This window comes from Ensifer sp. LBL (assembly GCF_050435225.1).
Taxonomy (GTDB): domain Bacteria; phylum Pseudomonadota; class Alphaproteobacteria; order Rhizobiales; family Rhizobiaceae; genus Ensifer.
This window is the reverse complement of record NZ_JBNDJY010000004.1, coordinates 690,125-713,620: the sequence shown is the minus strand read 5'-3', so window position 1 is coordinate 713,620 and position 23,496 is coordinate 690,125. Positions and strand designations below refer to the sequence as shown.

At 64.9% G+C, this 23,496-nt stretch carries 21 protein-coding genes; 7 read left to right on the top strand and 14 right to left on the bottom strand.

The genetic code is table 11. The features are described from left to right. Nucleotides 1-72: 72 nt before the first annotated feature. Nucleotides 73-1,302: a PLP-dependent aminotransferase family protein gene (locus OKW20_RS19350; protein WP_429174281.1), complete on the bottom strand. Its 1,230-nt coding sequence runs from the start codon at nucleotides 1,300-1,302 to the stop codon at nucleotides 73-75. A 459-nt stretch (nucleotides 1,303-1,761) separates the two neighbouring features. Between OKW20_RS19350 and OKW20_RS19345 the strand changes: the two genes are divergently transcribed. Next, the gene (locus OKW20_RS19345; protein WP_429174277.1) at nucleotides 1,762-3,393 is read left to right on the top strand and encodes an arylsulfatase; all 1,632 of its coding nucleotides are present in this window, start codon (nucleotides 1,762-1,764) and stop codon (nucleotides 3,391-3,393) included. Nucleotides 3,394-3,618: 225 nt separating this feature from the next. Continuing rightward, nucleotides 3,619-4,068: a hypothetical protein gene (locus tag OKW20_RS19340; RefSeq protein WP_429174274.1), complete on the top strand. Its 450-nt coding sequence runs from the start codon at nucleotides 3,619-3,621 to the stop codon at nucleotides 4,066-4,068. Between the two features lie 125 nt (nucleotides 4,069-4,193). Here OKW20_RS19340 and OKW20_RS19335 read toward each other — a convergent pair whose 3' ends face one another. Next, nucleotides 4,194-4,856 (bottom strand): LysE family translocator, encoded by a 663-nt coding sequence (locus OKW20_RS19335; RefSeq protein WP_429174269.1) that lies wholly within the window; start codon nucleotides 4,854-4,856, stop codon nucleotides 4,194-4,196. Between the two features lie 240 nt (nucleotides 4,857-5,096). Here OKW20_RS19335 and OKW20_RS19330 point away from each other — a divergent pair, with 240 nt between their 5' ends. Next, nucleotides 5,097-5,696, top strand: coding sequence for a class I SAM-dependent methyltransferase (locus OKW20_RS19330; protein ID WP_429174264.1), 600 nt, complete (start codon nucleotides 5,097-5,099; stop codon nucleotides 5,694-5,696). A 45-nt stretch (nucleotides 5,697-5,741) separates the two neighbouring features. Here the strand turns inward: OKW20_RS19330 and OKW20_RS19325 are convergent, their stop codons facing one another. After that, nucleotides 5,742-6,983, bottom strand: a complete 1,242-nt coding sequence (locus tag OKW20_RS19325; protein ID WP_429174255.1) for an RDD family protein — start codon at nucleotides 6,981-6,983, stop codon at nucleotides 5,742-5,744. Between the two features lie 630 nt (nucleotides 6,984-7,613). Between OKW20_RS19325 and OKW20_RS19320 the strand changes: the two genes are divergently transcribed. Continuing rightward, nucleotides 7,614-9,134: an arylsulfatase B gene (locus OKW20_RS19320; RefSeq protein WP_429174252.1), complete on the top strand. Its 1,521-nt coding sequence runs from the start codon at nucleotides 7,614-7,616 to the stop codon at nucleotides 9,132-9,134. 32 nt (nucleotides 9,135-9,166) lie between these two features. On the opposite strand, the gene OKW20_RS19315 is transcribed toward OKW20_RS19320, so the two are convergent. The 11 genes from OKW20_RS19315 to OKW20_RS19265 all read right to left on the bottom strand — a co-directional run bounded on the left by OKW20_RS19315 (nucleotide 9,167) and on the right by OKW20_RS19265 (nucleotide 20,103). Next, on the bottom strand, nucleotides 9,167-9,460 hold the full coding sequence (locus tag OKW20_RS19315) for a hypothetical protein (RefSeq protein WP_226020593.1): 294 nt from the start codon (nucleotides 9,458-9,460) through the stop codon (nucleotides 9,167-9,169). Nucleotides 9,461-9,642: 182 nt separating this feature from the next. Then, complete coding sequence (locus OKW20_RS19310; protein WP_429174249.1) at nucleotides 9,643-10,350, bottom strand: L,D-transpeptidase; 708 nt, start codon at nucleotides 10,348-10,350, stop codon at nucleotides 9,643-9,645. Next, complete coding sequence (locus OKW20_RS19305) at nucleotides 10,347-11,261, bottom strand: glycine betaine ABC transporter substrate-binding protein (RefSeq protein ID WP_043616378.1); 915 nt, start codon at nucleotides 11,259-11,261, stop codon at nucleotides 10,347-10,349. Before OKW20_RS19305 ends, OKW20_RS19310 begins: the two co-directional genes overlap by 4 nt. Nucleotides 11,262-11,802: 541 nt before the next feature. Continuing rightward, a complete protein-coding gene (locus tag OKW20_RS19300; RefSeq protein WP_429174248.1) occupies nucleotides 11,803-13,494 on the bottom strand; it encodes a methyl-accepting chemotaxis protein in 1,692 nt (563 codons plus the stop codon). A 160-nt stretch (nucleotides 13,495-13,654) separates the two neighbouring features. After that, nucleotides 13,655-13,984, bottom strand: a complete 330-nt coding sequence (locus OKW20_RS19295) for a hypothetical protein (protein ID WP_429174238.1) — start codon at nucleotides 13,982-13,984, stop codon at nucleotides 13,655-13,657. Between the two features lie 130 nt (nucleotides 13,985-14,114). Further along, nucleotides 14,115-14,330, bottom strand: coding sequence for a hypothetical protein (locus OKW20_RS19290; RefSeq protein WP_043617023.1), 216 nt, complete (start codon nucleotides 14,328-14,330; stop codon nucleotides 14,115-14,117). 138 nt (nucleotides 14,331-14,468) lie between these two features. Then, entirely contained in the window at nucleotides 14,469-15,383 is a 915-nt protein-coding gene (gene ubiA / locus OKW20_RS19285) for a 4-hydroxybenzoate octaprenyltransferase (protein WP_429174236.1), read from the bottom strand. Nucleotides 15,384-15,812: 429 nt separating this feature from the next. Further along, a complete protein-coding gene (locus OKW20_RS19280; protein ID WP_043626719.1) occupies nucleotides 15,813-16,475 on the bottom strand; it encodes a peroxiredoxin in 663 nt (220 codons plus the stop codon). A 337-nt stretch (nucleotides 16,476-16,812) separates the two neighbouring features. After that, complete coding sequence (locus tag OKW20_RS19275; RefSeq protein WP_429174234.1) at nucleotides 16,813-17,796, bottom strand: threo-3-hydroxy-L-aspartate ammonia-lyase; 984 nt, start codon at nucleotides 17,794-17,796, stop codon at nucleotides 16,813-16,815. 63 nt (nucleotides 17,797-17,859) lie between these two features. Next, nucleotides 17,860-18,447, bottom strand: a complete 588-nt coding sequence (locus tag OKW20_RS19270; RefSeq protein WP_429113497.1) for a hypothetical protein — start codon at nucleotides 18,445-18,447, stop codon at nucleotides 17,860-17,862. A 126-nt stretch (nucleotides 18,448-18,573) separates the two neighbouring features. Then, complete coding sequence (locus tag OKW20_RS19265) at nucleotides 18,574-20,103, bottom strand: PLP-dependent aminotransferase family protein (RefSeq protein ID WP_429174231.1); 1,530 nt, start codon at nucleotides 20,101-20,103, stop codon at nucleotides 18,574-18,576. 75 nt (nucleotides 20,104-20,178) lie between these two features. Here OKW20_RS19265 and OKW20_RS19260 point away from each other — a divergent pair, with 75 nt between their 5' ends. The 3 genes from OKW20_RS19260 to OKW20_RS19250 all read left to right on the top strand — a co-directional run bounded on the left by OKW20_RS19260 (nucleotide 20,179) and on the right by OKW20_RS19250 (nucleotide 23,298). Next, a complete protein-coding gene (locus OKW20_RS19260) occupies nucleotides 20,179-20,802 on the top strand; it encodes an FMN-binding negative transcriptional regulator (protein WP_429174230.1) in 624 nt (207 codons plus the stop codon). Nucleotides 20,803-20,924: 122 nt separating this feature from the next. After that, nucleotides 20,925-21,557 (top strand): LysE family translocator, encoded by a 633-nt coding sequence (locus OKW20_RS19255; RefSeq protein ID WP_429174229.1) that lies wholly within the window; start codon nucleotides 20,925-20,927, stop codon nucleotides 21,555-21,557. Nucleotides 21,558-21,711: 154 nt separating this feature from the next. Further along, nucleotides 21,712-23,298: an acetolactate synthase large subunit gene (locus tag OKW20_RS19250; protein ID WP_429174227.1), complete on the top strand. Its 1,587-nt coding sequence runs from the start codon at nucleotides 21,712-21,714 to the stop codon at nucleotides 23,296-23,298. Nucleotides 23,299-23,496: the final 198 nt, after the last annotated feature.

Sequence of the window (23,496 nt, the reverse complement as noted above, 5' to 3'; positions counted from 1 at the left end):
GGTTTTACCAGCCAAAAGAAAAACGCGCCCGCCGGAGCGAGCGCGTTCGACAATCTCCGGAAAGCCGGTGCCTTAAGCCGCCAGCGCCGCGACTTCGCCACGGATAAGGTCGCCGAGACGGCGGATGCCCTCGTCGATCATTTCGTCGTTGGCGCAGGAGAAGGAGACGCGCAGCGTGTTCTCGCCCGAGCCATCGGCAAAGAAGGCGCGACCGGGAACGAAGGCGACCTTGGCCGTCTCGATCGATTTTGCCAGCAGTGCGGCGCCATCCATGCCCTTCGGCAGCGTCACCCAGACGAACATGCCGCCTTCCGGCTTCGTCCAGGACACGCCCTCGGGCATGTACTTCTCAAGCGCTGCGAGCATGGCCGTGCGGCGCTGCTTGTAGACCCGGTGGATCTTGGCCACCTGCTGGTCGAAGCCGCGCTCGGCAACGGTGCAGATCGCCATCTGGTTGATGGTCGAGGAATGAAGGTCGGCTGCCTGCTTCAGGAGCACGAGCTTGCGGATCACCTTTTCCGAGGCGCAGACCCAGCCGACGCGAAGGCCGGGGGCGAGCGTCTTGGAGAACGAGCCGCAATAGATCGTGCGGGTGTTGTTGATGTCGCCCTTCTTGGCGATTTCGAGCGCCAGGATCGGCGGCACCGGCTCGCCGTCGTAACGCAGCGACTGGTAGGCAGCGTCTTCGATGACGGCAATGTCGAGCTCTTCGGCAAGTTCAAGCACGCGCTCGCGGCCGGCCCTGTCAACGGTCTCGCCGGTCGGGTTGGCGAAGTCAGCCGAGAGATAGGCGAACTTGACGCGGCCGCCGGCCTCGCCTGCCGCCTGGCGGTAGGCTTCCGGCGTGCGGTTGCCGTTGGGGTTCAGCTGATCGTAGGTCGGCTCGTAGGCGTTGAACGCCTGCAGCGCGCCGAGATAGGTCGGCCAGGTGACGAGCGCCGTATCGTTCGGCGACAGGAACAGCTTGCCGAGATAATCGAGGCCCTGCTGCGAGCCCGACGTGATGAAGATGTTGTCGGCACCGGCGGGGATGCCGATCTTTTCCATCTCCTTGGCGAGCCATTCGCGCAGCGGCTTGTAGCCTTCGCTGACCGAGTACTGCAGCGCAGCACTTACGGCCGGACCGGAAAAGATCTCCGCATAGGCGTCCTTGAATTCCGCATCCGGGAACAGCGCCGGGTCGGGAATGCCGCCGGCAAAGGAGATGATGTCGGGACGGTCGAGCAGCTTCAACAGTTCGCGGATTTCCGAGGCGCGCATCCGGCTCGAGCGCGTCGCGAAGATATGTTCCCAATCCAGCATGGGGTGTTTCCTCAGAGATTATATGCGGAAAGCGGTTCTCCGCTTCCTCCCGCGTCATTCTAGAGCGCCGTGCGTTCGCTTGAACGCACAAAGGACGCTCTGGTTTTTGTTCTAGAGCATCTTTCCGCCTCGAGCGATCCCCCTTGGAAGCAGGATACCCTGGACGGTGAAGCGACAGGACCACGACGACCAATTTATGTCAATATTATTGACCTAATTCCGTGCCTTTTTCGGGCTTTTCGACCCTCCGCACGTAGCGTCCAGAGCCTGACGCAACGTCAGTCCGAGGCGAATGCCACGCGCCCCGCCGCAATGCAAGCGCAGCATAACAGTTACATTCTTGCCGCCGGCGGCAACCGGGCGCAGAGTCCCGCCCGACCGATTGTCGTTCACCAGCTCAATCCCGATAGCCTGAGTTTCGTTAAGCCTCGACCCTCTGACGATATGGAGCGATGTGCCATGACCAAGCATCCGGTATCCGATCCCGAACCGACAGATCCCCAGACCGAACCGCATTTGAGCGTCAGCCGACGCGATCTCCTGCTTGGCGGCAGCGCGCTCGCCGCAGCCGCCCTCACCGTTTCGGCCCCCGACGTGCACGCCCAGCAATCGGGCACGCCGGCCACGGGCGGCAGCGGCAAGCCGAACATCCTGATGATCATGGGCGACGATATCGGCTGGCTCAATCCGAGCATCTACCACCGCGGCATGATGGGCTACCGCACGCCGAACATCGACCGCATCGGCAATGAGGGCGCGCTCTTTACGGACTGGTATGGCGAGCAGAGCTGCACCGCCGGCCGCGCCGCCTTCATCACCGGCCAGTCGCCGATCCGCACGGGCCTGACGAAGGTCGGCCTGCCCGGCGCCGATCTTGGACTGCAGCCGGAAGATCCGACCGTCGCCGAACTCCTGAAGGCGCAGGGTTATGCCACCGGCCAGTTCGGCAAGAACCACCTGGGCGACAAGGACGAATTCCTGCCGACCGCCCACGGCTTCGACGAGTTCTTCGGCAACCTCTACCACCTCAATGCCGAAGAGGAGCCGGAGAACCCGGACTATCCGAAGAACCCGGAATTCGCCAAACGCTTCGGCCCGCGCGGCGTCATCCATTCCTATGCCGACGGTCGGATCGAGGACACGGGCGCCCTGACCAAGAAGCGCATGGAGACGGTGGATGCCGAGTTCCTGGCGGCAGCGCTCGATTTCATCGACCGGCAGCATAATGCTGAGAAGCCCTGGTTCTGTTACTTCAATTCCACCCGCATGCACATCTTCACGCACCTGAAGGCCGAATCCCAGGGCAAGACCGGCAAGGGCCTCTACCCCGACGGCATGGTCGAACATGACGGCATGGTCGGCGAACTCCTGAAGAAGCTCGAGGATCTCGGCGTGCTCGACAACACCATCGTCGTCTACACCACCGACAACGGCGCCGAGGTGATGAGCTGGCCCGATGGCGGCACGACGCCCTTCCGCGGCGAGAAGGCCACCAACTGGGAAGGCGGCTACCGCGTGCCGATGCTGATCCGCTGGCCGGGCGTCATCAAGCCGAACACGGTCTATAACGACATGTTCTCGCACTACGACCTGATCCCGACCTTCTGTGCGGCGGCCGGCGAACCGGATGTCGTCGCCAAGTGCCTGACCGGCTATCAGGCCGGCAGCAAGACCTTCAAGGTGCACCTCGACGGCTACAACCTGATGCCCTTCTTCCGCGGCGAAGTCGCCGATGGCCCGCGCCGCGACTTCCTCTACTGGAACGACGACGGCGAACTGGTCGCGGTCCGCGTGCTGGACTGGAAGCTCAACTTCAAGATCCAGGAACACACCGGCATCGGCGTCTGGCAGCGCGAGTTCACCAACATGCGCATCCCGCTGATCTTCAACCTCAGGGCGGATCCGTTCGAGCGCGGCCCGGAATCCTTCGAATACGACCGCTGGATGGCCGAGCGTGCCTTCATCCTCGTGCCCTCGCAGGCGCTCGTCGCCAAGTGGCTCGAAAGCTTCAAGGAATTCCCAATCCGCCAGAAGCCGGCGAGCTTCAACCTCGACGAGGTGATGGGCAAGCTGTCGAACGCGAAGCAGTAGAGAGGATGCCCTTTGCCGCCGCCATCTCGCAGGGCAGCGCCTTGCGGGATGGTCTTTCCTTGCCTTTCGACCGGATGGCTCAGACTGCCCGACACGTGCCTTGCGAGGCTTTCAGAACGGGCCGACCGCTGCACCCGGTGCCCTGATAATCCGAAGAGGCAAATTGCCGGGGGAGAGGCCGAAGCGTAAAATCCCGCCCCTCAATTCGACCGGAGGGACTAGGCTATGAGCAGACTGTTTATCCTGTCGGCTGGCACCATCCTGGCGCTGGCACAAACGGCGTTCGCAGCACCCGCAGCACCCGAAACGCAACCCCTCAAGATATCCAAGGAGTGCAGCGAATTTACCGGCGATACGCCGAGCTTCTGCACCATCACGGAATCGAACCTCGAAGCGATCCCGGCGGGCACCAAGATCCTCTATTATGGACCGGTGGTCGCCAACCCCCTCTTCTCCAGCAGCACTGCTGTCATCTCGGTTGGAAACGGTGACTCGGCGGTCGGATATTGCGTCGTCTACGATACGGCCAAGCCGCCGCTCGGCACCTGCGCGTTCCATGCCGGCAGCGGCACGCTCGCCGGCTTCCAGGCGATCGTGAAGGTCACGGTCGACGACAAGCAGATCTGGCACTGGGACGGGGACTACGTGCTCGGAACCACCCAGGCGGCCAAGTGACACCGTAGATATTGCCGGCTCCACACCCGGCCGATCGACACGACGCGGCAGAGGGCCTGGGCACTCTGCCAACGCGGTACGTCATTCAAGCGCTGCCCCCGCCACCAGCGGGGGCAGGCGCTGCTTCACGTTCTGACCGCTGGCGCGCCGGCGTTGCCTGTGAACAGCAGGCGGATGCCGAGCACCAGCATGACGGCACCGGTAAAACGCTGCTGCCAGACGAGCAGTCGCGGAAAACGATAAAGCGCCTGGCCGACCGTTCCCGAGGCGAGCGCCACCGAACCGAGCGAGAGGATGCCTGCGAGCTTCTGCACGGTGCCAAGCACGGCAAGCTGCACCCACACGGGGCCGGCGGTCGGATCGACGAACTGTGGCAGGAAGGCGAACATGAAGAGAAGCGACTTCGGGTTCGTCAGGCTGTTGATCGTTCCCTCGCGGACCGCGCGCCAGTCGGAAACCTCGGTCGCCGCCAGTCGCTTGGCTGCGCCTGCATCGCCGAAACTCGACCAGACCATCCGCGCGCCGAGATAGAGCATGTAGGCCGCCCCCGCCCATTGCAGAAGCATGAGCCCGGCGGGATAGGCCTTCAACAGCGAGGCGACGCCGAGAACGAGCAGCCCGACCTGCACGACGCCGGCGACGAAGATCATGCCGACCACCGTCAATAGCGCCACCCGGCGCCCCTGCCCGATCCCGCGGGCGAGCACCAGCATCATGTCCGGACCGGGCGTGATCTCAAGAACAAAGAGGGCTGCAACGAAGGTCAGGAGAACGGGAAGATCGGCCATTGAAGGTTCCGGCTGGGGCAACTGCCACATGCTTATCCGGAAGCGTCAGGCCTGTCGATCAGCCCGCTTTACCCGCGGCATGCCGATATTTTTTGCTCCGCCTGCCGCCATCTTCGTCTAGCATGGTCCCGGGCTCGGAAAGGCAAGAACGGTCCACGGCGAAACGCTGACGGAACGGATCTTTTCGCGGCCCAAAGCAATCGCCCTTCCCACGCCGGCGGCAACGCCCAGAAAGCATCGATGACAAAACCCGACGACGATACCCTCGCCTTCTATCGCGACAATGCCGCCACCTATGCGGCGCGCGACCGCAAGCCGCCGCAGGCGCGTCTGGCGGCCTTCATGGCCCGCCTCGCTCCCGGGGCTTGCGTGCTCGATCTCGGCTGCGGCGGCGGGCATGACAGCCTCGTCCTGCTGGAGCATGGCTTCGACGTCAGCGCCTGCGACGGCTCGGCGGAACTGGCGCGGGAAGCGGAAGCGCGCATCGGCTGCAAGGTCGAGGTCATCGCGTTTCAGGAGGTCGTTTGGGAAGACCGGTTCGACGGCATCTGGGCCGAGGCCTCGCTCCTGCATGTGCCGCGCACGGAGTTCGCCGACGTGCTCACCCGCATTCGCCGGGCGCTGAAGCCGGGCGGCCTGCTGCAGGCGAGTTTCAAGGCAGGCGAGACGGAAGGCCACGACCGCTTCGGCCGCTACTTCAACTATCCCTCGGCCGGCTGGTTGCGTGCCTGTTTCGAAGACGCCGGCTGGCCCGAAGTCGACATCAGCGAGGCCGACGGCGGCGGCTATGACGGCGAGCCGACCCGCTGGCTGCATGTCGCGGCGAACCGCGCCGACTGACGCGCATTCAGAGAGCCGCCCGCGCGCCCGCGCCGCCGAACTCCGCTACTTCGTCGTCGCAAACATGGCGTCGACAAACCGTCTCTTCTCCGCCTCCTGCTCAGCGGAATTGCCGCGGGTGTAAACCAGCGTTCTCCACGCATCGCGACCGCTGACGGCGACCGTCACTTCAACAGACGTGTCCTCGGCGCTCACTGCCTTGCCCGTTGCCCTGAGGCCTGCCTGAAGGCCCGCCATGTCAAAAATAGTGACGGGCTGCCAGCCGGTGGTGATATCGACCTCCTCGCGGAGCACTTTCTCGAGCGCCTCCGCATAGAGGTCCGCTCCAATGCCATCCGAAGGCAACTGCTCGTGCCCGAAAAGCGCCTCGGAGAGAAGTTCGTCGGAAACGAAGTAGAAAATCCGACCGCTATTGGTCTCAAGTTCCTCTGGCCTCCAGGACCTCCCGATCGTCGCCACACGCTGGGTCATCGGGTTGGACCAGCTCTGAGTGGTCTTTAGGTTGCTCTCCATGGCCCGCTCCTCCGCTTGCAGCGCGAAACTACCGATGAGGAGAGCGGCCGCCACGACCAGGGTCACCCCGAACCGAAACTGCGAGGGATCGGCGACAACGACGGGGTTCCCGCTGTCGTAGCTTGCGGGTTGCCCAAGAGAGACGCGGCGGTGCTGTCGGATCTGGGTGAAGAGCGCGATGATCGGAATGCCCAGCCCGAGGCCGATAACCCATACCTTGAACTCCCTTACGAGGAAGAACAGGGCACGGTTGCGACCCGCAGGCACCGGGACGCGCACACCCGCGATCACCTTGCCCGGCGTCGTCCCCGTGATCGTCATGCTAAGCGCCAGCACCAAAGCGACAAGCGGCAACAACATCAAGCCGAATAGAACGCCATTTATGGAGACGATTTGCAGGTAGATGTTCGGCGCGTGGATAACGGCCAATAGCCCGATACCGAATCCGAGCAGCGGGGTGAATAGAAAATTGTCGATGAGGCGCGCCCAGAACCGTGGCCAGGGCCGGGAATTGCGGATCAGTCCGGGCTGAACGGCTGGTTCATCGACGATGGGTTCGGCGACATCCGCCTCGGCTGCGGTCGCCGAGATGGGTGGCGGCACAAAGGCATCGACAAGGTCTGGATGGGATCCGGCCGCCTGCCGTTCCTCCAGACCTTCGCGCCACACAATGGTTTCTTGCGTGATCCTGCCATCCCGAACAAGCGCTCGGAGATCGTCGTCATCGACAGGACCGTGTTGATCCGGTCCGGTCAAATAGTACCAAACTGCCATGCTGCTACCCCTCGACTGAGCGTCTCAGGTAGCAAACACCTTCACAGCCGTAAAGTTGTGCAGATAGAAAATGAAAATAGCCAGGAGTTGTCGCCGCTCGGAGGCGCCACGACGGCTGGCATGACGCGCATGCCTGACTTTTCCGACCGCTCCGGGTCGGCAATCAACCCGCCTTCGCGACCGCAGTCTTCAGGCCTCGCGGCTGAAGTAACTCAGGATCAGAAGCGTGCAGATCGCCGCAACGATCAAGGCGTCGAAAAGTGCAAAGTGCTCGAAGAACGAGGGCATGGCATTTCCTCCTTCCAACTAAACCTATGAGAGCACACATTTCCAAAACTTGGAAGAAGTTTTGAAAAATATACTGATCAAACAACGCAATTAGTCAAAATACTATTTGCACTGCAGCATTATTTATTTGCACCGCACAAAGCTTAATCCCATGAAAATTATCGGCCTCAGTGCCACGACAGCTCTTTGATGCAGCCGTCGATAGGCCGTCCGAGGCGCCGCATTTCGCCCCTTCGCCACCACGACAATGTTAATTGACGGCGCTACCGGAAGATGCAGATATTAGCTATATCGAATAGAAGGATCCGCCGTCCGGCCGGGTCGCATTTCCAGGGGGTGCGCATGTCTGAACTGCAAGCGAATAACGCCCGTGCAAACGCATGCGGCGACAAGACGGCTGGCGCGGATCCGCAAGCGGGCCCGACCCGGCGCGACGTTCTCATGAGCGGTGCGGCGCTTGCCCTTGCCGCCGGACTGCCGGCGGGCCTTGCGGCTCTTGCCCCGGATGCGGCGCAAGCAGCCGGCACGACGGCGCCGAACATCGTCTACATCATCGCCGACGATCTCGGCTGGGGCGATGTCGGCTTCCGCGGCTCGGACATCAGGACGCCCAATCTCGACCGGCTGGCGGCCACCGGCGTAACCTTCGACCAGTTCTACACCCAGCCGATGTGCACGCCGACGCGCGCCGCCTTCCTCACCGGCCGTTACCCGTTGCGCTATGGCCTGCAGACGGGCGTGATCCCCTCGCCCGGTTCCTATGGCCTGGCGCTCGACGAGTATCTGCTTTCCCAGGTGATGAAAGACGCCGGCTACCGGACGGCGCTCGTCGGCAAGTGGCATCTCGGCCATGCCAAGCCGGAATATTGGCCGAAGCAACGCGGCTTCGACACCTTCTACGGCGCGCTGGTCGGCGAGATCGACCACTTCAAGCACTCTTCCCATGGGGTAAAGGACTGGTACCGAGGCAACAGGCCGATCGAGGAGACCGGCTTCGACAACACGCTGATCGGCGACGAGGCGGCCCGGGTGGTCGATAGCCACGATCCCGCAAGCCCGCTCTTCCTTTACCTCGCCTTCACCGCGCCACACACGCCCTTCCAGGCGCCGGACGACGCACTCGACCGCTACAAGCACATCACGGACAAGAACCGCCGGGCCTATGCGGCGATGGTCTCCGTGCTCGACGACGGCATCGGCAAACTGCTGGCTTCGCTCGAAAAACGCGGCATGCGCGACAACACGCTGATCGTCTTTCACAGCGACAATGGCGGCGTGACGAGTTCGCTCTTTGCCGGCGACAGCAAGGTGAGCGGCGAACTGCCGGCCGACAACGGCCATTACCGCGACGGCAAGGGCACGCTCTATGAGGGCGGCACCCGCGTGGTGGCGCTTGCCAACTGGCCGAAGAAGATCAAGCCCGGCAAGGTCGCAGGCATGGTCCACGTGGTCGACATGTATCCGACGCTGGCCGCGATCGTCGGCGCGACGCTCGACAAGAACCAGCCGCTCGACGGCATCAACCTCTGGCCCTCTTTGAGCGAGGGCAAGCCGACGCCGCGCACCGAGGTGGTCTACAACGTCGACCCCATGGGCGGCGCCGTGCGCCGGGACAACTGGAAGCTCGTCTGGAAGGCGACGCTGCCGCAAAAGGTCGAACTCTTCGACCTTGGCGCCGACCCGTCGGAGGCACATGACCTTTCGGCCGACTACGCCGACCGGGTGCGCGACTTCCAGGACTGGATCACCAGCCTTGCGGTCGAGATGGACCAGCCGCTGCTGCTGATGGAAGCGGCGCGCCTGACCTTCTACGCGCCGCCCGTCGTTGCCGATCCCTCGACGCTGTTCAATCTGGGTGATTGACGGCTGGCGGCATGGCCGCGGCCGGGTTGTCGCTAGACCGGCGTGACCGACTTCACGCTGCCGGCGGTATCGACGATGCAGGTGAACTTGCGGCCGGCGGCGTCGAGGTCGACGCTGTAGGAGGCGGCATCGAGCGCCCGCGAACTGGTCGGCAAGACCTTGGCGCTGTCGACCTGGGCAGCACCGGCGGCCGCATGGGCACACAGAAGCTGCAGATCAGCCGGCGCCGTCTGCAGGCTGGTGCGCGCCATATCCTCGGGCTTGGGCGCGGACTGGCAACCGCTGATCGCGGCCGTGGCCGCCAGCGCCAGAACAAGGCCCTTCATACGCAATATCCCCTCGCTCACCACGTATCCTCCCCTTCGGATCTTCTGTCCCTGTTCCTTCGCGCGATCGGCCACGCGCGTCCCCGGCAGCCGATCGGTTCCATCCTGGCGCCCGCAAGGCGCCTGCCCCCACAAAGTGCCTGCGCCGGCGCGCCGCTCTCAAGCGGCCTGCCTTGCTCTGCTCAAACGCCCTTGTAGAGCGCTGCCCCCTGCATCAGCACGATCACCTTGGCGCCGATCTCGATGCGCGAATGCAGGTCGATGACGTCGTCATTGTTCATGCGGATGCAGCCGGAGGAAACGTCGAGACCGATCGTCCAGGGCTCCACCGTGCCGTGGATGCGGTAGATCGTGTCCTGGTCGCCCTCATAGAGATAGAGCGCACGGGCGCCGAGCGGATTGTCCGGCCCGCCGGGCATGCCGGCCGCCCATTTCGCCGCATTCGGGTCGCGCGCCACCATTTCGGCTGGCGGCGTCCAGGTCGGCCATTCGGCCGTGCGCCCGACGCGCACGATGCCGGCCCAGCCAAAGCCCTCGCGCCCGACGCCGATGCCGTAGCGGATCGCCTGCCCGCCGGGCTGGACGAGATAGAGGAAATGCTGGTTGCCGTCGATGATGATGGTGCCCGGCTGTTCCGCCGTGCGGAAGGTCACCACCTGGCGGCGGAAGGCCTCCGGCAGTTGATTGTTGCGGGCGAAATACTGCCGCGCTTTCTTCTTGTCGTAGTTGACCCATTTCTTGGTGCGGGCGTCGTAGATCTGCGTCTGCGCCCAGGCGGCAAGCGGCCCGAGCGTCAGGGCAGCGGCAAGCACCGCTATGCCAAACCTGCGCCGCGTCCACAGGGGCCGGTCCTTGCCGACAGGGCGATTGTCGTCAGAACGTCCGCTCATGGCTTGGCCCACCCGTCGATGCGCGCCGCGTTGTCTTCGGCCCATTTCTTCGCGTAGTCGGCCGGCGCCTGCCGCTCGACCTCCAGCGCGTAGCTCATCTTGGTCACTTCCTCCGGCGAAAAATCCACCTTCTCCAGGAACTTCGCCACGTCAGGGTGTTTCTTGCCGAAGGCGGTGGCATAGGCGATCTGGAAATGCGCCGCCTGCCAGGCGGTCGAAGCGCTGGATTTCGACACCCAGAGCGGATCGCTCGGCGGCAGGATCTTCCACTTGGCGGCATCGTGCGGCGGCTCTTCGAGCCGTGCGATCTGGTGCAGCTCGAACACGTGATGCGGCGCGTAGCAGTAGAAGACCATCGGCCGCTCGGTCGCGACCGCCGCGTCCACAGCAGCCATCGCCACCTCCTCTTCCGCCTCGAACAGCGTCAGCGTCTTGTCGTAGCCGTAGCCGGCCGCCCGCGCCCGCTCGATGCCGGTCGAAAGCCAGGTGGCGGCGCCGATCCACATCTCGCCCTTGCCGTCGCCGTCGGTGTCGAGGATCTTGGTCTTTTCAGGGTCGCTGAGATCGGCGGCGGACTTGATCGTCTTTGCCGCTTCCGGCGTGGCGCAAAGCCCCTGCCAGGCCGGCACGCTACGCTCTGTCAGCTGGCCGACCTTCTTGTCGGTCACGTATTTGCGCACGACGTCTTCGAAGTTCGGTCGCCAGACTTCCGGCTGGATGTCCACCGTGCCCGCTTCGAAACCAACGAAGGCATTGAGCGTGCCGAGTTCCTTGACCTCGGCGTCGAGCCCGAACTTCTTGGCGATGCCCACTTTCAGGATATTGGCCGTTGCCTGGCCCGACGGCCAGTTGGGCATGGCGATCACCAGATCGGCGGCAGTGGCAGGCAGCGCCACGGATGCGGCCAGCATGGCAGCCAGCAGGGCTGGCAGAAACCTCGACTTTTCCTTCACAATCCCCTCCGGCCTCGAGCAATCGATGCGAATGACGTCGTGAATGCGTATGTCGTGCTTTCGCGACGCCGAAGCGCGCCGCAACTCTGCAGGTTTCCCTTGATGACGAGACCCTGCAGCTCTTCAGAATGCCATGGCGACCTTGCGAGACGCGCGGTCCCCTTGGGCGAATGCGAAGCTTATCAATGCCTTGGGCCGTTGGCCCTGCTCTTCCCCGTGCCGTATCCGGCATCTTCGTTCGTTGGCCGGCAGGATGCATAGAACCGCGGGCTTCGTCAACGTATCAGCGATACCACACGTTGCACGGACACGTCTGCCGACCGTCAATCACGCGGCAATCCACGCCGGACCTTGGAGACGACAGTGTCGGAATTCGTTGTGGCCCACGGGCTCGCATGCACGGACGATTGCCGTGAAGGGGATGAGGCGGGCCGCACCCCCGGCCCGCCTGCCCGCGAACGGCAGGGCGTGATCGCCCCGCACGTCCCGCTTTGTTGCCTCAGGCGGCGCGCGCGTCGGTCGCGCGGCGACGATCGCCGATGCCGCCCGCAGCCGCTGCCGTGCCCGCCTCGCGCCGCTCGGCACGGCGGTTGAGCTGGAAGCGGTTGACGAGTTCCGTCAGCCGCTGCGCGCCCTCGGCCAGCCGGACGCTGACGTCGGCGGTGCGCTCCACCATGCCCGCATTCTTCTGCGTCATGACGTCGATGTCGTTGACGGCCGCGTTGATTTCGCCGAGACCCGCCGTCTGCTCGGTCGCGGCCGTTGCGATCGCCTCAATGCGCATGTCGATCGCCGCGACGAAGTCCTCGATCTCCTTCAGCGCATTGCCGGTATCGCCGACGAGGCGCACGCCTTCGGCAACCTCGGCGACCGAATTGTGGATCAGCGCCTTGATCTCCTTGGCGGCCTTGGCCGAGCGCTGGGCAAGCTCGCGCACCTCCGAGGCGACGACGGCAAAGCCCTTGCCGGCGTCACCGGCGCGCGCCGCCTCGACCCCGGCGTTGAGCGCCAAGAGGTTGGTCTGAAAGGCGATCTCGTCGATCACGCCGATGATCTGGCTGATCTCCTCGGACGCCGCCTTGATGCGCTGCATCGCCGTCACCGCATCGCGCACGACGCTCGATGAGCTGTGCGCCGATTGCCGCGCATTCTGCACCAACGCGCGGGTCTGCTGGGTGTTTTCGGTCGAGGTGCGCACCGTCGCCGTCGCCTGTTCCAGTGCCGCCGAGGTCTGCTCCAGCGCTGCCGCCTGCTGGCGGGTGCGGTCAGAAAGATGCTCGGCCGCATCCTTCATCTCGTGGCTGTTGCTGTTGAGGTCGCGGGTCTGGCTGAGCACCGCCGACAGCGTTTCCTGGAACATGCCGATCGAGGTGTTGAAGTCGCGCCGGAGCGTTTCGAGTTCGCCGACGAAGGGCTCATCCAGCGTCATGCGGATGTTGCACTCGGCAAGGCGGCCGAGCCCGGCGCCGATCTCCTGGACCGCAAGCACGCGGTCGGAAACGTCGACGGCGAACTTCACCACCTTCGACACCCGGCCGGCATCGTCGAGGATCGGGTTATAGGACGCCTGGATGAAGACCGTCTTGCCGCCCTTGCCGATGCGCTTGAACTGGTCGGTGACGAAGCGCCCGGCCGCAAGATCGCGCCAGAAGCCGGCATAGGCGGGCGAATGGACATCGTCCGGTTCGCAGAACATCGAATGGTGCCGGCCGACGATCTCGGGAAGCGCATAGCCCATGGCCGAAAGGAAGTTTTCGTTGGCGGTGATGATCTCGCCCGAAGGCGTGAATTCGATAATCGCCTGGGCCCGCGACAGGGCGTCGATCTTGCCCTGGTCGTCGGTGCTCTTTGCCTTCGTCGCGGTGATGTCGGTCGCGAACTTCACCACCTTATAGGGTTTGCGGCCGCGAAACACCGGATTGTAGGAGGCCTCGATCCAGATCTCGCGCCCGCCCTTGCCGATGCGCCGGTACTGCTGGCTGTCGTATTGGCCGCGGGCAAGGCGCGCCCAGAAATCGGCATAGGCGGCGGACGCCGCCTCCTCCGGCTGCACGAACATGCGGTGATGCCGGCCAACGATCTCGTGGAGATCGTAACCCATCGCGCGGCAGAAATTCTCGTTGGCGGTCAGGATCGTGCCGGAAAGATCGAATTCGATGATCGCCTGCGACCGGTTGATCGCATCGAGCATGGCTTTGGCATCGGACGAAAAAAGAGACGGCAGGCCAGTCATGAGGGCGGGACCTATAGCTAACAAATCGAAAAGGGATACATGCGAATTGTAGCTATTGGTATGATAAATTCCTTAAGCGATTCTTTTCGCGACCCCTAGAATTGCTGTGCTTTTGCCCTCATGCGGTCCCGATTGCGCGCTGCGCCCGAAAATCGCGCAAGGCGAAATGACCGGCCAGCAGCCAGATCAAAACTTCAAGCGCGAAGGTCCAGTGCAGGATGAAGTTCACGTACCAGGGTTTGTAGACCGCCTGCACATGCACAAGGTTCACCCTGAGATCGGCGAAGGGAAAGAACCAGCGGATATCGGCCGCGATCGAGGCGAGATCGAAATCCGGCAGGACGGAACAGAGAAGCCCGACACCGAAGATGGCGCGTGCCTGCGACGGGTTGCGGCGCGCAAAGGGGCGGCTCAGCAGATAGCCGGCCGGCAGGTGGGCAATGAACAAGTGAGCTTCCTCCCGAAGCGCGGCGACAGCTGCACCCAACAGGCGCAGCGTTGACGCGAACGCCGGAGGATTTGCAACCGAACATGTCGCTTTGATGGCTTCCGCCCGCGGCCGTTACAGCCGGCAGGCGCTACCAGTTGCCGGGATCGGCGGTGTGGTCGACGCTGGCGAATTCGTCCGCCTTGTCGCGCTCGAGCGTCAGCCTGGTGATGTTCTTCGCCTCGTCGGTGACGGCGTAGGAAAGCGGTGCCGGCTCGCGGGTCAAGAACTGGTACATCAGAAGGGCCGCCTCCTCGGCGCTATCGGCCTCGAATTCCTTGGCGACGCTGACGAAGAACCTTTGCATGGCCTGCCCCTGCCCGTTTGACTGCGCTGAACACCTGGATTTGACATCTGGATATGACATGGAGCGCGCGCGCCGGGCGTCAATGCGTCACCCCCCTCATCGTCGACTTCCTATGGCGAGCCGGACGCTCGGCGTCCGTCAAAACGTTCCGGCGAGAGCGGCTGCAGCCAAGAGCACGCCGGTCAGGATATTCGCCAGGAACAGGCGATAGCTGAGTTCGGGGCGATCGAGGTCGAAACGCCAGGCCTGCCACGCGAGATGGGCCGCGATCACCACCATGCCGACGGCATAGAGGCTCGACATGCCGAGCATCCAGCCGCCGAGCGACCAGGCGGCGAGCGTCAGGCCGTAGAACAGGGCGATGCAGGCCTTGCCGCGAGCCCCGAACAGGATCGCCGTGGACTTGAGACCGAGGCGCGTGTCATCGCGCACATCGACATAGGCGTAGGCCGTGTCGTAGCCGATCTGCCACGCAACGGCACCGGCCCACATCAGCACGGCGCCAGCCGGAACATGTCCGGCAACCTGCGACCAGGCCATCAGCATGCCCCAGTTGAAGGCAGCGCCCAGGACCGCTTGCGGCCAGTGGGTGAACCGCTTGCAGAAGGGGTAGAGGAACACGAGCGGCACGACGCACACCGCAAGCACGCGGGTCGCGGGGCTCAGGAACACAAGCAGCGAGGCGGCAAGCGCAAGCTGGGCGATCAGGAAGAGAACGGCGCGGGACATGCCGATCTCGCCATTTGCAAGCGGACGGAACCGCGTCCGCTCGACATGCCCGTCGAAATTGCGGTCGGCCATGTCATTGATGGTGGAGCCGGCACTGCGCATCAGAAACGCCCCGAGCGTGAACACCAGAATATCGCGGATCTCGGGAAGGCCGTGCGCCGCCTGGAACAGCGCCGCCCAGCAGGGAAAGAGCGTCAGCCAGATACCGACCGGCCGGTCGAGCCGCGCAAGACGGGTATAGGGCCGCACCGCCCGCGGCAACCGGCGATCCACCCAATCGCCCCGGTGAATGTCTGTCAGGTCGGGTCGGCTTGCTGCGGTCATGGGGCGGGTCATCCAGTCAGGGGGCGGCGCGCTCCGGCTGCGGCCGCAAACAGCGGCACTATAGGCGGGGGCGTGTTTAGATAAAGGAGGGATTCTGTCGCAGAAGAAACAGGCCTCCGGCGCGAGGTTCACTGCTCCACAGCACCGTGGGTGGGGGAACGGTCCCCATCCAAACGACCCGTTTACCGCAGACAAAGAGAAGCAAACCCGGAGGGCGCGGCAACGTCCCTTCTCCCCGCATGCGGGGAGAAGGTGCCGGCAGGCGGATGAGGGGTAGTCCCCTCACCGCGGGATGAGGGGTAGTCCCCTCACCGCGGGATGAGGGGTAGTCCCCTCACCGCGGAGTGCGAAGAAGCCCTCACCCCAGCGACGAAGGACGAACCTTCAGCGCGGGGCGCTTCCGCGCCCTGGCGAAATCTCAGCCCCGCCTCAACCCTTCGGCTGCGGCACGATGCGGATATAGGGCTTCGGGGCCTTCCAGCCCTCGGGATAGACCTTGCGGGCATCCTCGTCGCTGACCGAGCCGGCGATGATCACGTCGTCGCCCTGCTGCCAGTTCACCGGCGTCGCCACCTTGTGCTTGGCCGTCAGTTGCAGCGAGTCGATGACGCGCAGCACTTCGTCGAAGTTGCGGCCCGTCGTCATCGGATAGATGAGGATCAGCTTGATTTTCTTGTCGGGGCCGACGACGAAGACGTTACGCACCGTCTGGTTGTCAGCGGGCGTGCGCTTGGTCGGATCGCCGGAAACCGGCGCCGGCAGCATGCCGTAGAGCTTCGAGACGGTGTAGTCGACGTCGGCGATCATCGGGAAGTTCGGCGCGTGGCCCTGTGTCTCCTCGATATCGGCGGCCCAGCCGGCATGACGGTCGAGCGGATCGACCGAAAGGCCGATGATCTTGACGCCGCGCCGGTCGAATTCCGGCTTGATGCGCGCCATGTAGCCGAGCTCCGTTGTGCAGACGGGCGTAAAATCCTTCGGGTGCGAAAACAGCACCGCCCAGGAGTCGCCGATCCAGTCGTGAAACCGGATCGTGCCGTCGGTCGTCCCGACCTCGAAGTCCGGTGCGAGGTCATTGATTGCAAGCGTCACGATACCCTCCAGTTGTGTATGCACCGCGCCCATCCGGAGCGGTGGCAGCGCTTAGATTTTTGGCAACGCGGCGCGTCCGCCGGGGCGTTGGCTGGTCCGCTGTAAGTCTCCGGTTTCTTCCATTTCCACGCTCCGCCCTGAAATGGCAGGAGGAAATATTTATTGGAATATCAAATTGTTACAGTAACCGTTGCAAGCCCGTTCGGATGCCCGTCGCAATTGGCGCGACGCCCAGTTTGCCACTTTTGCCGTTTAAGGCAACCGGAAAGACGGGCAATTGCAACGCCCCGCCCGTGACACCGCTTGGTTGGTCGTCGGCCGTCTATGCGCGGGGGATCTACCGCAGCAGCGCCCCATAGGTGGCCAGATCGACATTGCCGCCGCTGAGGACGATGCCGACGCGCTTGCCGGCGCAGGCAAGCACCCCTTCGAGCACGGCGGCCGCCGCCAGGCAGCCGGTCGGCTCGACCACGATCTTCATGCGCTCGCCGAAGAAACGCATGGTTTCGACCAGCTGTGCGTCGCTCACCGTGACGATGTCGGCGACCGCGCGCTGGATGATTGGAAAGTTGTGGGCGCCGATGCTGGGGGTCAGCGCGCCGTCGGCGATCGACTTCGGGATGGCGATTTCGACGATCCGGCCCTGGCGCAGCGACTGCTGGCCATCGTTGCCGGCCTCGGGCTCGACACCGACGATGGTCGCGCCGGGCGAGCGCTCCCGGGCGGCGAGTGCCGTCCCGCCAAGCAGCCCGCCGCCGCCGAGCGGCGTGACGATCAGGTCGAGTTCACCCACCTCCTCGATCAGTTCGAGAATTGCCGTGCCCTGGCCCGCGATCACATCGGGATGGTCGAAGGGCGGGATCAGCACGGCGCCGCGCTCGGCCGCCAGCTTGGCGCTGATCGCCGAGCGGTCTTCCTTGTAGCGGTCGTAGAAGACGACGTCGGCGCCATAGCCGCGCGTGGCCGCCACCTTCATGTCGGGCGCATCCGCGGGCATGACGATCGTCGCTGCCACACCCTGCAGGCGCGCGGCATAGGCGATCGCCTGGGCATGGTTGCCGGAGGAAAAGGCGACGACGCCCTGCCTCGATCCCTTTTCCCTGAGCGCAGCAATGGCGTTATAGGCGCCGCGGAACTTGAAGGCGCCGCCGCGCTGGAAGTTTTCCGCCTTGAAGAACAGCCGGGCGCCGGTGGCGGCGTCCGCCGTGCGCGAGGTCAGGACCGGCGTGCGGTGCGCGACGCCGGCGATGCGGTTTCGGGCCAGCTGCACGTCGTCGAATGTCGGAATACGCACTGCCTCGTCCGCCGCTGAAACTGCCATCGAGTCTCTCCCCTGAGCCTGCTTTCCGAAGGCTAGTAAAGACCGCCATGCAAGGCAAGGACGTCAGCCGCGTCCCCCATTTTTGGACACCTGTCCATCGTGGGCCGGGACCGTGCGATAGTGATCGACGGCGAAGCTGAAGAGCACCTTGAGCATGAAGAGGCCCGAGACCGCCATCATCGCCGGCGTCAGACCGGGCAGAAGCGGCAGGCCGGTAAGGCCGATCGCAAGCAGCAATCCGCCGACGAAGGTCTGCGCGCCCTGCCCCGCCAGCCGGTTGACGAGCGCGGCCGCCGCGATCGTATAGGCCCAGACGACGACCGCCGCCGCGGTCCCGCTGCCGACAAGCAGCGCGACGAGAACGATGTGGAAATGGATGGCGATGAAAACCCAGCGGTTGCGCGGCCGGGCGGCGTAGAAATCATTGGTCGACGGCGTGAAATTGGCGACGCAGCCGGCGGCGATGTCGAGCACGAAAACAAGCGCCAGTGCCGCCCGCCACCAGGCAAGATCGGCAAGCAGCGGCCCCGCCGACAGCGTAAAGACGGCGGCAACGGCGGCACCGAACAGCAGAATGGCGGCGAGATAGGCGACCGGTTGCTCTTCGCCGAAAACGTCGTGCAGGTGGGGATGGATGCGAAGAGATCTCATGGAAATCGCCTGGGCCAACGCGGAATGGCCGCCACTATGAAGGCACGTTGGCCGGGCGCAAGCGGCTAACCGTAACGTACCGCCGCGATGCCAACCCTTACGGGCTCCACATCGCTCGCTCCAAGCCTATGACGGCTTCGCGTCCGCGTTCTCGTTGTCCCAGGGCCGCAACACCTGCGCAAGGGCCGCCACCCCCTTGCCGATCTCCGCTGCCTCCAGGCTCGCATAGCCCATGACGATGCCGGCCCGGTCCGGCCGGTGGCCGGCCTCACCCGCCGCATAGAGCGGCGAAACCGGATAAAGGCCGATGCCAGCCGCGCGTGCCCGCGCGATCAGCGCGTCTTCCTGCGCCTTTTCCAGCTGTTCGAACCAGACGACCACATGCAGGCCGGCATCGGCGCCGGAAATGCTCACCGCGTCGCCGAGTTCCGCCTTGAGCGCCGTCAACAGCGCCTCGCGCCGGCGGCCATTGTTGCGCCGGCTTCGGCGGATGTGGCGCTCATAGGCGCCGCTTGCAATCATCGCCGCCAGCGCTTCTTGCTCGAGGCTTGGCGAATGGCGGTCTATCAGCTGCTTGGCGGCGGCAAAGGCCGGGACTAGCGGCGGCGGCACGACGAGATAGCCAAGCCGCAGCATCGGCGACAGGCTCTTGGAAATCGTGCCGAGATAAAGCACGTTTTCCGCTTGCGCCATGGTCTGAAGCGGCGGGATCGGCCGGATGTCGTAGCGATATTCGCCGTCGTAATCGTCTTCGAGCACATAGGCTCCGCTCCGCCTCGACCACGCCAGAAGCTCCTGCCGCCGCCGCGCCGACAGCACGCTGCCGAGCGGGAACTGATGCGAGGGCGTGACATAGGCGAGCCTGGCGTCCGCCGATTGTTCGAGGATGTCGGTCCGCAACCCCTCCGCGTCGACGGCGACGGGAACCACCTGCGCGCCGGAAGCCGCAAAGACCCGGCGCGCCATCACATAGCCCGGATCCTCCATCGCCACCCGGTCGCCGGCGTCGACAAGCACGCGCGCCGCAAGGTCCAGCCCCTGCTGCGAGCCGTTGACGACGATGATCTGATCCGGATCGCAAGTGAGCCCCCGCGCCCGCCAGAGATAGGCCTGCAAGGCTGTGCGCAGGGCAGACGAGCCGGCGGGATGATCATAGGCAAGCCGCGGCCTTCGCCGGCGGAGCGCGGCGTTGACCGCCTGTCGCCACGCCTCCTGTGGAAAATCCGCGGCCGACAGGTCGCCATAGCGAAAATCGGCAATCAGCCTCGAAGAAGCCGGCGGCATCCAGGTCGGCCCGTCGCAAAGGGCTGCCCCCAGGCGCGACAGGCGAGCCGCCGCCACACCCTCCTCCCGATGCTTTTGGCGCGCAGGATGCCCGGGCGCGGCCACCGGGCCGAGGCCTTGCCGGGCCGCAAGCAAGGCGACCCGCGAGCGCGCGCCCTGGCGGCTTTCCAGATACCCCTCGGACAGAAGCTGCTCATAGGCGGCCGTCACCGTCGTGCGCGAAACGCCGAGCTCGGCGGCGAGCGTCCGCGTCGATGGCAAAAGCGCTCCGGCGCCATAGGTACCGTCAAGGATCTGCGCCTTCAGCGCCTCATAGATCCGCCGGGTGGTCCCAATCGTCGCTTCGTCCTTCACCGTCACGAACTGGCCCACGCATTTACACGGAAACTGGATGTTCTGGTCCGTCCAGTTTGCCTCTATCACGGGACGAGCACAAGGAGCGAGATCATGTACACACCGCCCGCCTTCAAAGAAGAAACGCTGAGCGTGTTGCACGACATCATCGAGGCCGCTTCGCTCTCGACCCTCGTCACCGCCACGGCCGAGGGGCTGCTTGCGACCCCGCTGCCGCTGCTGCTTGTTCGCGACGAGGGACCGAACGGCACGCTCTACGGCCACGTCGCCCGCGCCAATCCGCAGGGAACGACGCCGGCGATCGGCGCGGCCATGGCGACCTTCATGGGACCGGACGCCTATGTCACGCCCTCCTGGTACGCCTCCAAGCGCGAACACGGCAAGGTCGTGCCAACCTGGAACTATGTTGCCGTGCACGCCTATGGCGCGGCCGAGTTCTTCACCGACGAGGATCGGCTGCTCGACATCGTCACGCGCCTCACCAACCGGCATGAGGCCGGACGGGCCGAACGCTGGCAGGTCAGCGACGCGCCCGCCGCCTACGTCAAGGCGCAGCTTCGCGGCATCATCGGCCTCAGGCTGCCGATCGAGCGCCTCGACGGCAAGCGCAAGATGAGCCAGAACCGCAGTGTCGAGGACCGCGCCGGCGTCGCAGCCGGGCTTGCGGTCAGCGCCCGCCGCGAGGATCGCCTCGTCGCGGAGGAAATACCGGTCTGACGACGGACCGCCGGCGCCTGACCCCACAGTCCTGGCACTTATGTTTTTCCTTCAACTTTCCCGCGCAAGCCCTTACAACGACTCCCGCAAGAGGCCACGCAGCAGCAGACGAGGTATACCGCATGCCATCGCTCGACATCCTCCTCACCTTCTTCGTAACCACGGCGATCTTCGCCTATATCCCGGGCCCGGCCATGCTCTACGCCGCCGCGCAGACCGTGGCGCGCGGCCGCTCCGCCGGGCTGATGGCTTCGCTCGGCATCCATCTCGGCTGCTACGTGCACGTCATTGCCGCCGCTGCCGGCCTTTCGATCCTGTTTCATGCGGTGCCGACGCTCTATCTGGCGGTAAAGCTTGCAGGCGCCGCCTATCTCGTTTGGCTCGGCTTCACGCTGATGCGCACCAAGGCGACGGGCGACGGCAGCCTGCCGCTGACTGAGGCGAAATCGGCGCGCCGCGCCTTCTTCGAGAGCATCACTGTCGAAGTGCTGAACCCGAAGACTGCGATCTTCTTCGTCGCCTTCCTGCCGCAGTTCACCGATGCGTCTGCCGCCTTCCCGATCTGGGTGCAGTTCCTGGTGCTCGGCGCCCTCGCCAACCTGATGTTCTCCTCGGCCGATATCGTCTGCGTGTTCCTCGCCGGCGCCGTCGTCTCACGGATGCGCCGCTCCGGCAGGGCGCAGCGCCTGATGCAGCGCGCCGGTGGCACGGTGCTGATCGGGCTTGGCGCCCACCTCGCCTGGCAGCGGACCTGATACCCGACAGGTAAACCGGCCATGCGCTAGCCGACCTGCATTGGCCGGCCGACGTTTGGCCGACTGGTCCTGCGCCGGGCGGCTCGCCATGCCCCGGTTGCACCGGCGCAACTTGCCGCTATCATGCCCTTGAGGGTGATCGAGGGACACGCGCATGGGAGAAGGCGGCCAGGGAATTCGCACCACCGGCGCGGATGTGCTTGTCGACACGCTGCTTGCAAACGGCGTCGACGTCTGCTTCGCCAATCCCGGCACCTCGGAAATGCACTTCGTCGCGGCGCTCGACCGCAAGCCGGAGCTGCGCTGCATCCTGGGCCTCAGCGAAGGCCTCGTCACCGGCGCTGCCGATGGCTATGCGCGCATGGCCGGACGCCCGGCGGCGACCCTTCTGCACACCGGCCCTGGCCTTTCCAACGGCCTTGCCAACCTGCACAATGCCCGCCGCGCCCGAGCGGCTGTCGTCAACATCGTCGGCGACCACGCCTCCCATCACCTCGCGCTCGACGCGCCGCTGACGACCGATATCGAAAGCTTGGCCGCGCCGATGTCGAACTGGGTCCGGCGCGTGAAGGAGCCGGCCGATGTCGGCCCCACCGTTGCCGCCGCCGTTCAGGCCGCGCTGACGCCGCCGGGCGTCGCCACCATGATCCTGCCGGCCGACGCCGCCTGGGGAACGCCTGCCCTTGCCACCCCGCCACAAAAGGCGATCCTCGAAGTCCCGCGCCCGGCCAGCGCCGAAACCGTGCGCGAAGTCGCGCGTCTGATACGTTCGAATCCTGCAGGGGTCGCCATGGTCGTAAGCGGCGCTGCGGCGCAAGCCGATGGCCTTGCGGTCGCCGGGCGGATCGCGGCTGCGTGCGGCATCCAGCTTTTCAACGAGGTTCTGGTCGCCCACACCCAGCGCGGCCGCGGACGGGTGGCGCCGGCGCGCATCCCCTACCCGATCGACATGGCGCTCGCCACGCTCAAGGACATCCGCGTTCTCATCCTTGTCGGCGCGCCGGAGCCGGTCGCCTTCTTCGCCTATCCCGGCATGCCGGGCCGACTGGTGCCGGAGGGCTGCACGGTCGCAACCCTTGCCCGCCACGGTGAAGACCTGAAGGCGACGCTGGAGGCGCTTGGCGACGAACTCGGCGTCAGCCCGACCGCCCCGCTGCCGGTGGCAGGCGCTCCCACCGATACCGGCGAGCCCTCGGGGACGCTGACCGAAGACGCAATCGCCGTCATCGTCGCCCACAAGGTACCGGAGGACGCAATCGTCTGCGACGAAGGGGTGACCTCGGCGCGGCGCTTCTTTGCCCTGTCCGCCTTCTCCGCACCGCACGACCTCATCATGCAGACCGGCGGCGCGATCGGCGACGGCATTCCGCTTGCAACCGGCGCGGCCATCGCCTGCCCGGATCGGAAAGTGATCTGCCTGCAGGCCGACGGCAGCGCCATGTACAACATTCAAGGCTTGTGGACCCAGGCGCGCGAAAACCTCGACATCGTCACCGTCATCTTCTCCAACCGCACCTATGCCATCCTGCATGCCGAGATGCGCAATGTCGGCGTCGCGGAGATCGGCACCAATGCGCGGCAGATGCTGAACCTCGACAATCCCGCGCTCGACTGGGTGTCGCTCGCCCGCGGCCTTGGCGTCGAAGCCGCCGTCGCCACCTCCTGCGAAGCCTTCGCCGCGCTCTTTTCCGCAGCCCTGTCGCGGCGCGGACCGTTCCTGATCGAGGCGCGCCTGGCGTGAGTTTTCGCACCCGTTTCGATGGCGATCGGCGCGCGAGCTCGGCACGCCAGATTGCCCGGAAACGGACTGCCCAGCGCCCGATAATCACAGGGTAAAATATTGATATAAATAGCGTTTTTACAAAAATTCGGGCGCAAACTTGCGCCTGCGGACTTCTCGCTTATATTAGCGACGCCCTAGGTTCGCACTCATCTGCCC

Excerpts from the sequence above, each read along its gene's own strand:
- OKW20_RS19350 (WP_429174281.1), bottom strand. The coding sequence starts at position 1,302 with ATGCTGGATTGGGAACATATCTTCGCGACGCGCTCGAGCCGGATGCGC.
- OKW20_RS19345 (WP_429174277.1), top strand. The coding sequence starts at position 1,762 with ATGACCAAGCATCCGGTATCCGATCCCGAACCGACAGATCCCCAGACC.
- OKW20_RS19340 (WP_429174274.1), top strand. The coding sequence starts at position 3,619 with ATGAGCAGACTGTTTATCCTGTCGGCTGGCACCATCCTGGCGCTGGCA.
- OKW20_RS19335 (WP_429174269.1), bottom strand. The coding sequence starts at position 4,856 with ATGGCCGATCTTCCCGTTCTCCTGACCTTCGTTGCAGCCCTCTTTGTT.
- OKW20_RS19330 (WP_429174264.1), top strand. The coding sequence starts at position 5,097 with ATGACAAAACCCGACGACGATACCCTCGCCTTCTATCGCGACAATGCC.
- OKW20_RS19325 (WP_429174255.1), bottom strand. The coding sequence starts at position 6,983 with ATGGCAGTTTGGTACTATTTGACCGGACCGGATCAACACGGTCCTGTC.
- OKW20_RS19320 (WP_429174252.1), top strand. The coding sequence starts at position 7,614 with ATGTCTGAACTGCAAGCGAATAACGCCCGTGCAAACGCATGCGGCGAC.
- OKW20_RS19315 (WP_226020593.1), bottom strand. The coding sequence starts at position 9,460 with ATGAAGGGCCTTGTTCTGGCGCTGGCGGCCACGGCCGCGATCAGCGGT.
- OKW20_RS19310 (WP_429174249.1), bottom strand. The coding sequence starts at position 10,350 with ATGAGCGGACGTTCTGACGACAATCGCCCTGTCGGCAAGGACCGGCCC.
- OKW20_RS19305 (WP_043616378.1), bottom strand. The coding sequence starts at position 11,261 with ATGCTGGCCGCATCCGTGGCGCTGCCTGCCACTGCCGCCGATCTGGTG.
- OKW20_RS19300 (WP_429174248.1), bottom strand. The coding sequence starts at position 13,494 with ATGCTCGATGCGATCAACCGGTCGCAGGCGATCATCGAATTCGATCTT.
- OKW20_RS19290 (WP_043617023.1), bottom strand. The coding sequence starts at position 14,330 with ATGCAAAGGTTCTTCGTCAGCGTCGCCAAGGAATTCGAGGCCGATAGC.
- ubiA (WP_429174236.1), bottom strand. The coding sequence starts at position 15,383 with ATGACCGCAGCAAGCCGACCCGACCTGACAGACATTCACCGGGGCGAT.
- OKW20_RS19275 (WP_429174234.1), bottom strand. The coding sequence starts at position 17,796 with ATGGCAGTTTCAGCGGCGGACGAGGCAGTGCGTATTCCGACATTCGAC.
- OKW20_RS19270 (WP_429113497.1), bottom strand. The coding sequence starts at position 18,447 with ATGAGATCTCTTCGCATCCATCCCCACCTGCACGACGTTTTCGGCGAA.
- OKW20_RS19260 (WP_429174230.1), top strand. The coding sequence starts at position 20,179 with ATGTACACACCGCCCGCCTTCAAAGAAGAAACGCTGAGCGTGTTGCAC.
- OKW20_RS19255 (WP_429174229.1), top strand. The coding sequence starts at position 20,925 with ATGCCATCGCTCGACATCCTCCTCACCTTCTTCGTAACCACGGCGATC.
- OKW20_RS19250 (WP_429174227.1), top strand. The coding sequence starts at position 21,712 with ATGGGAGAAGGCGGCCAGGGAATTCGCACCACCGGCGCGGATGTGCTT.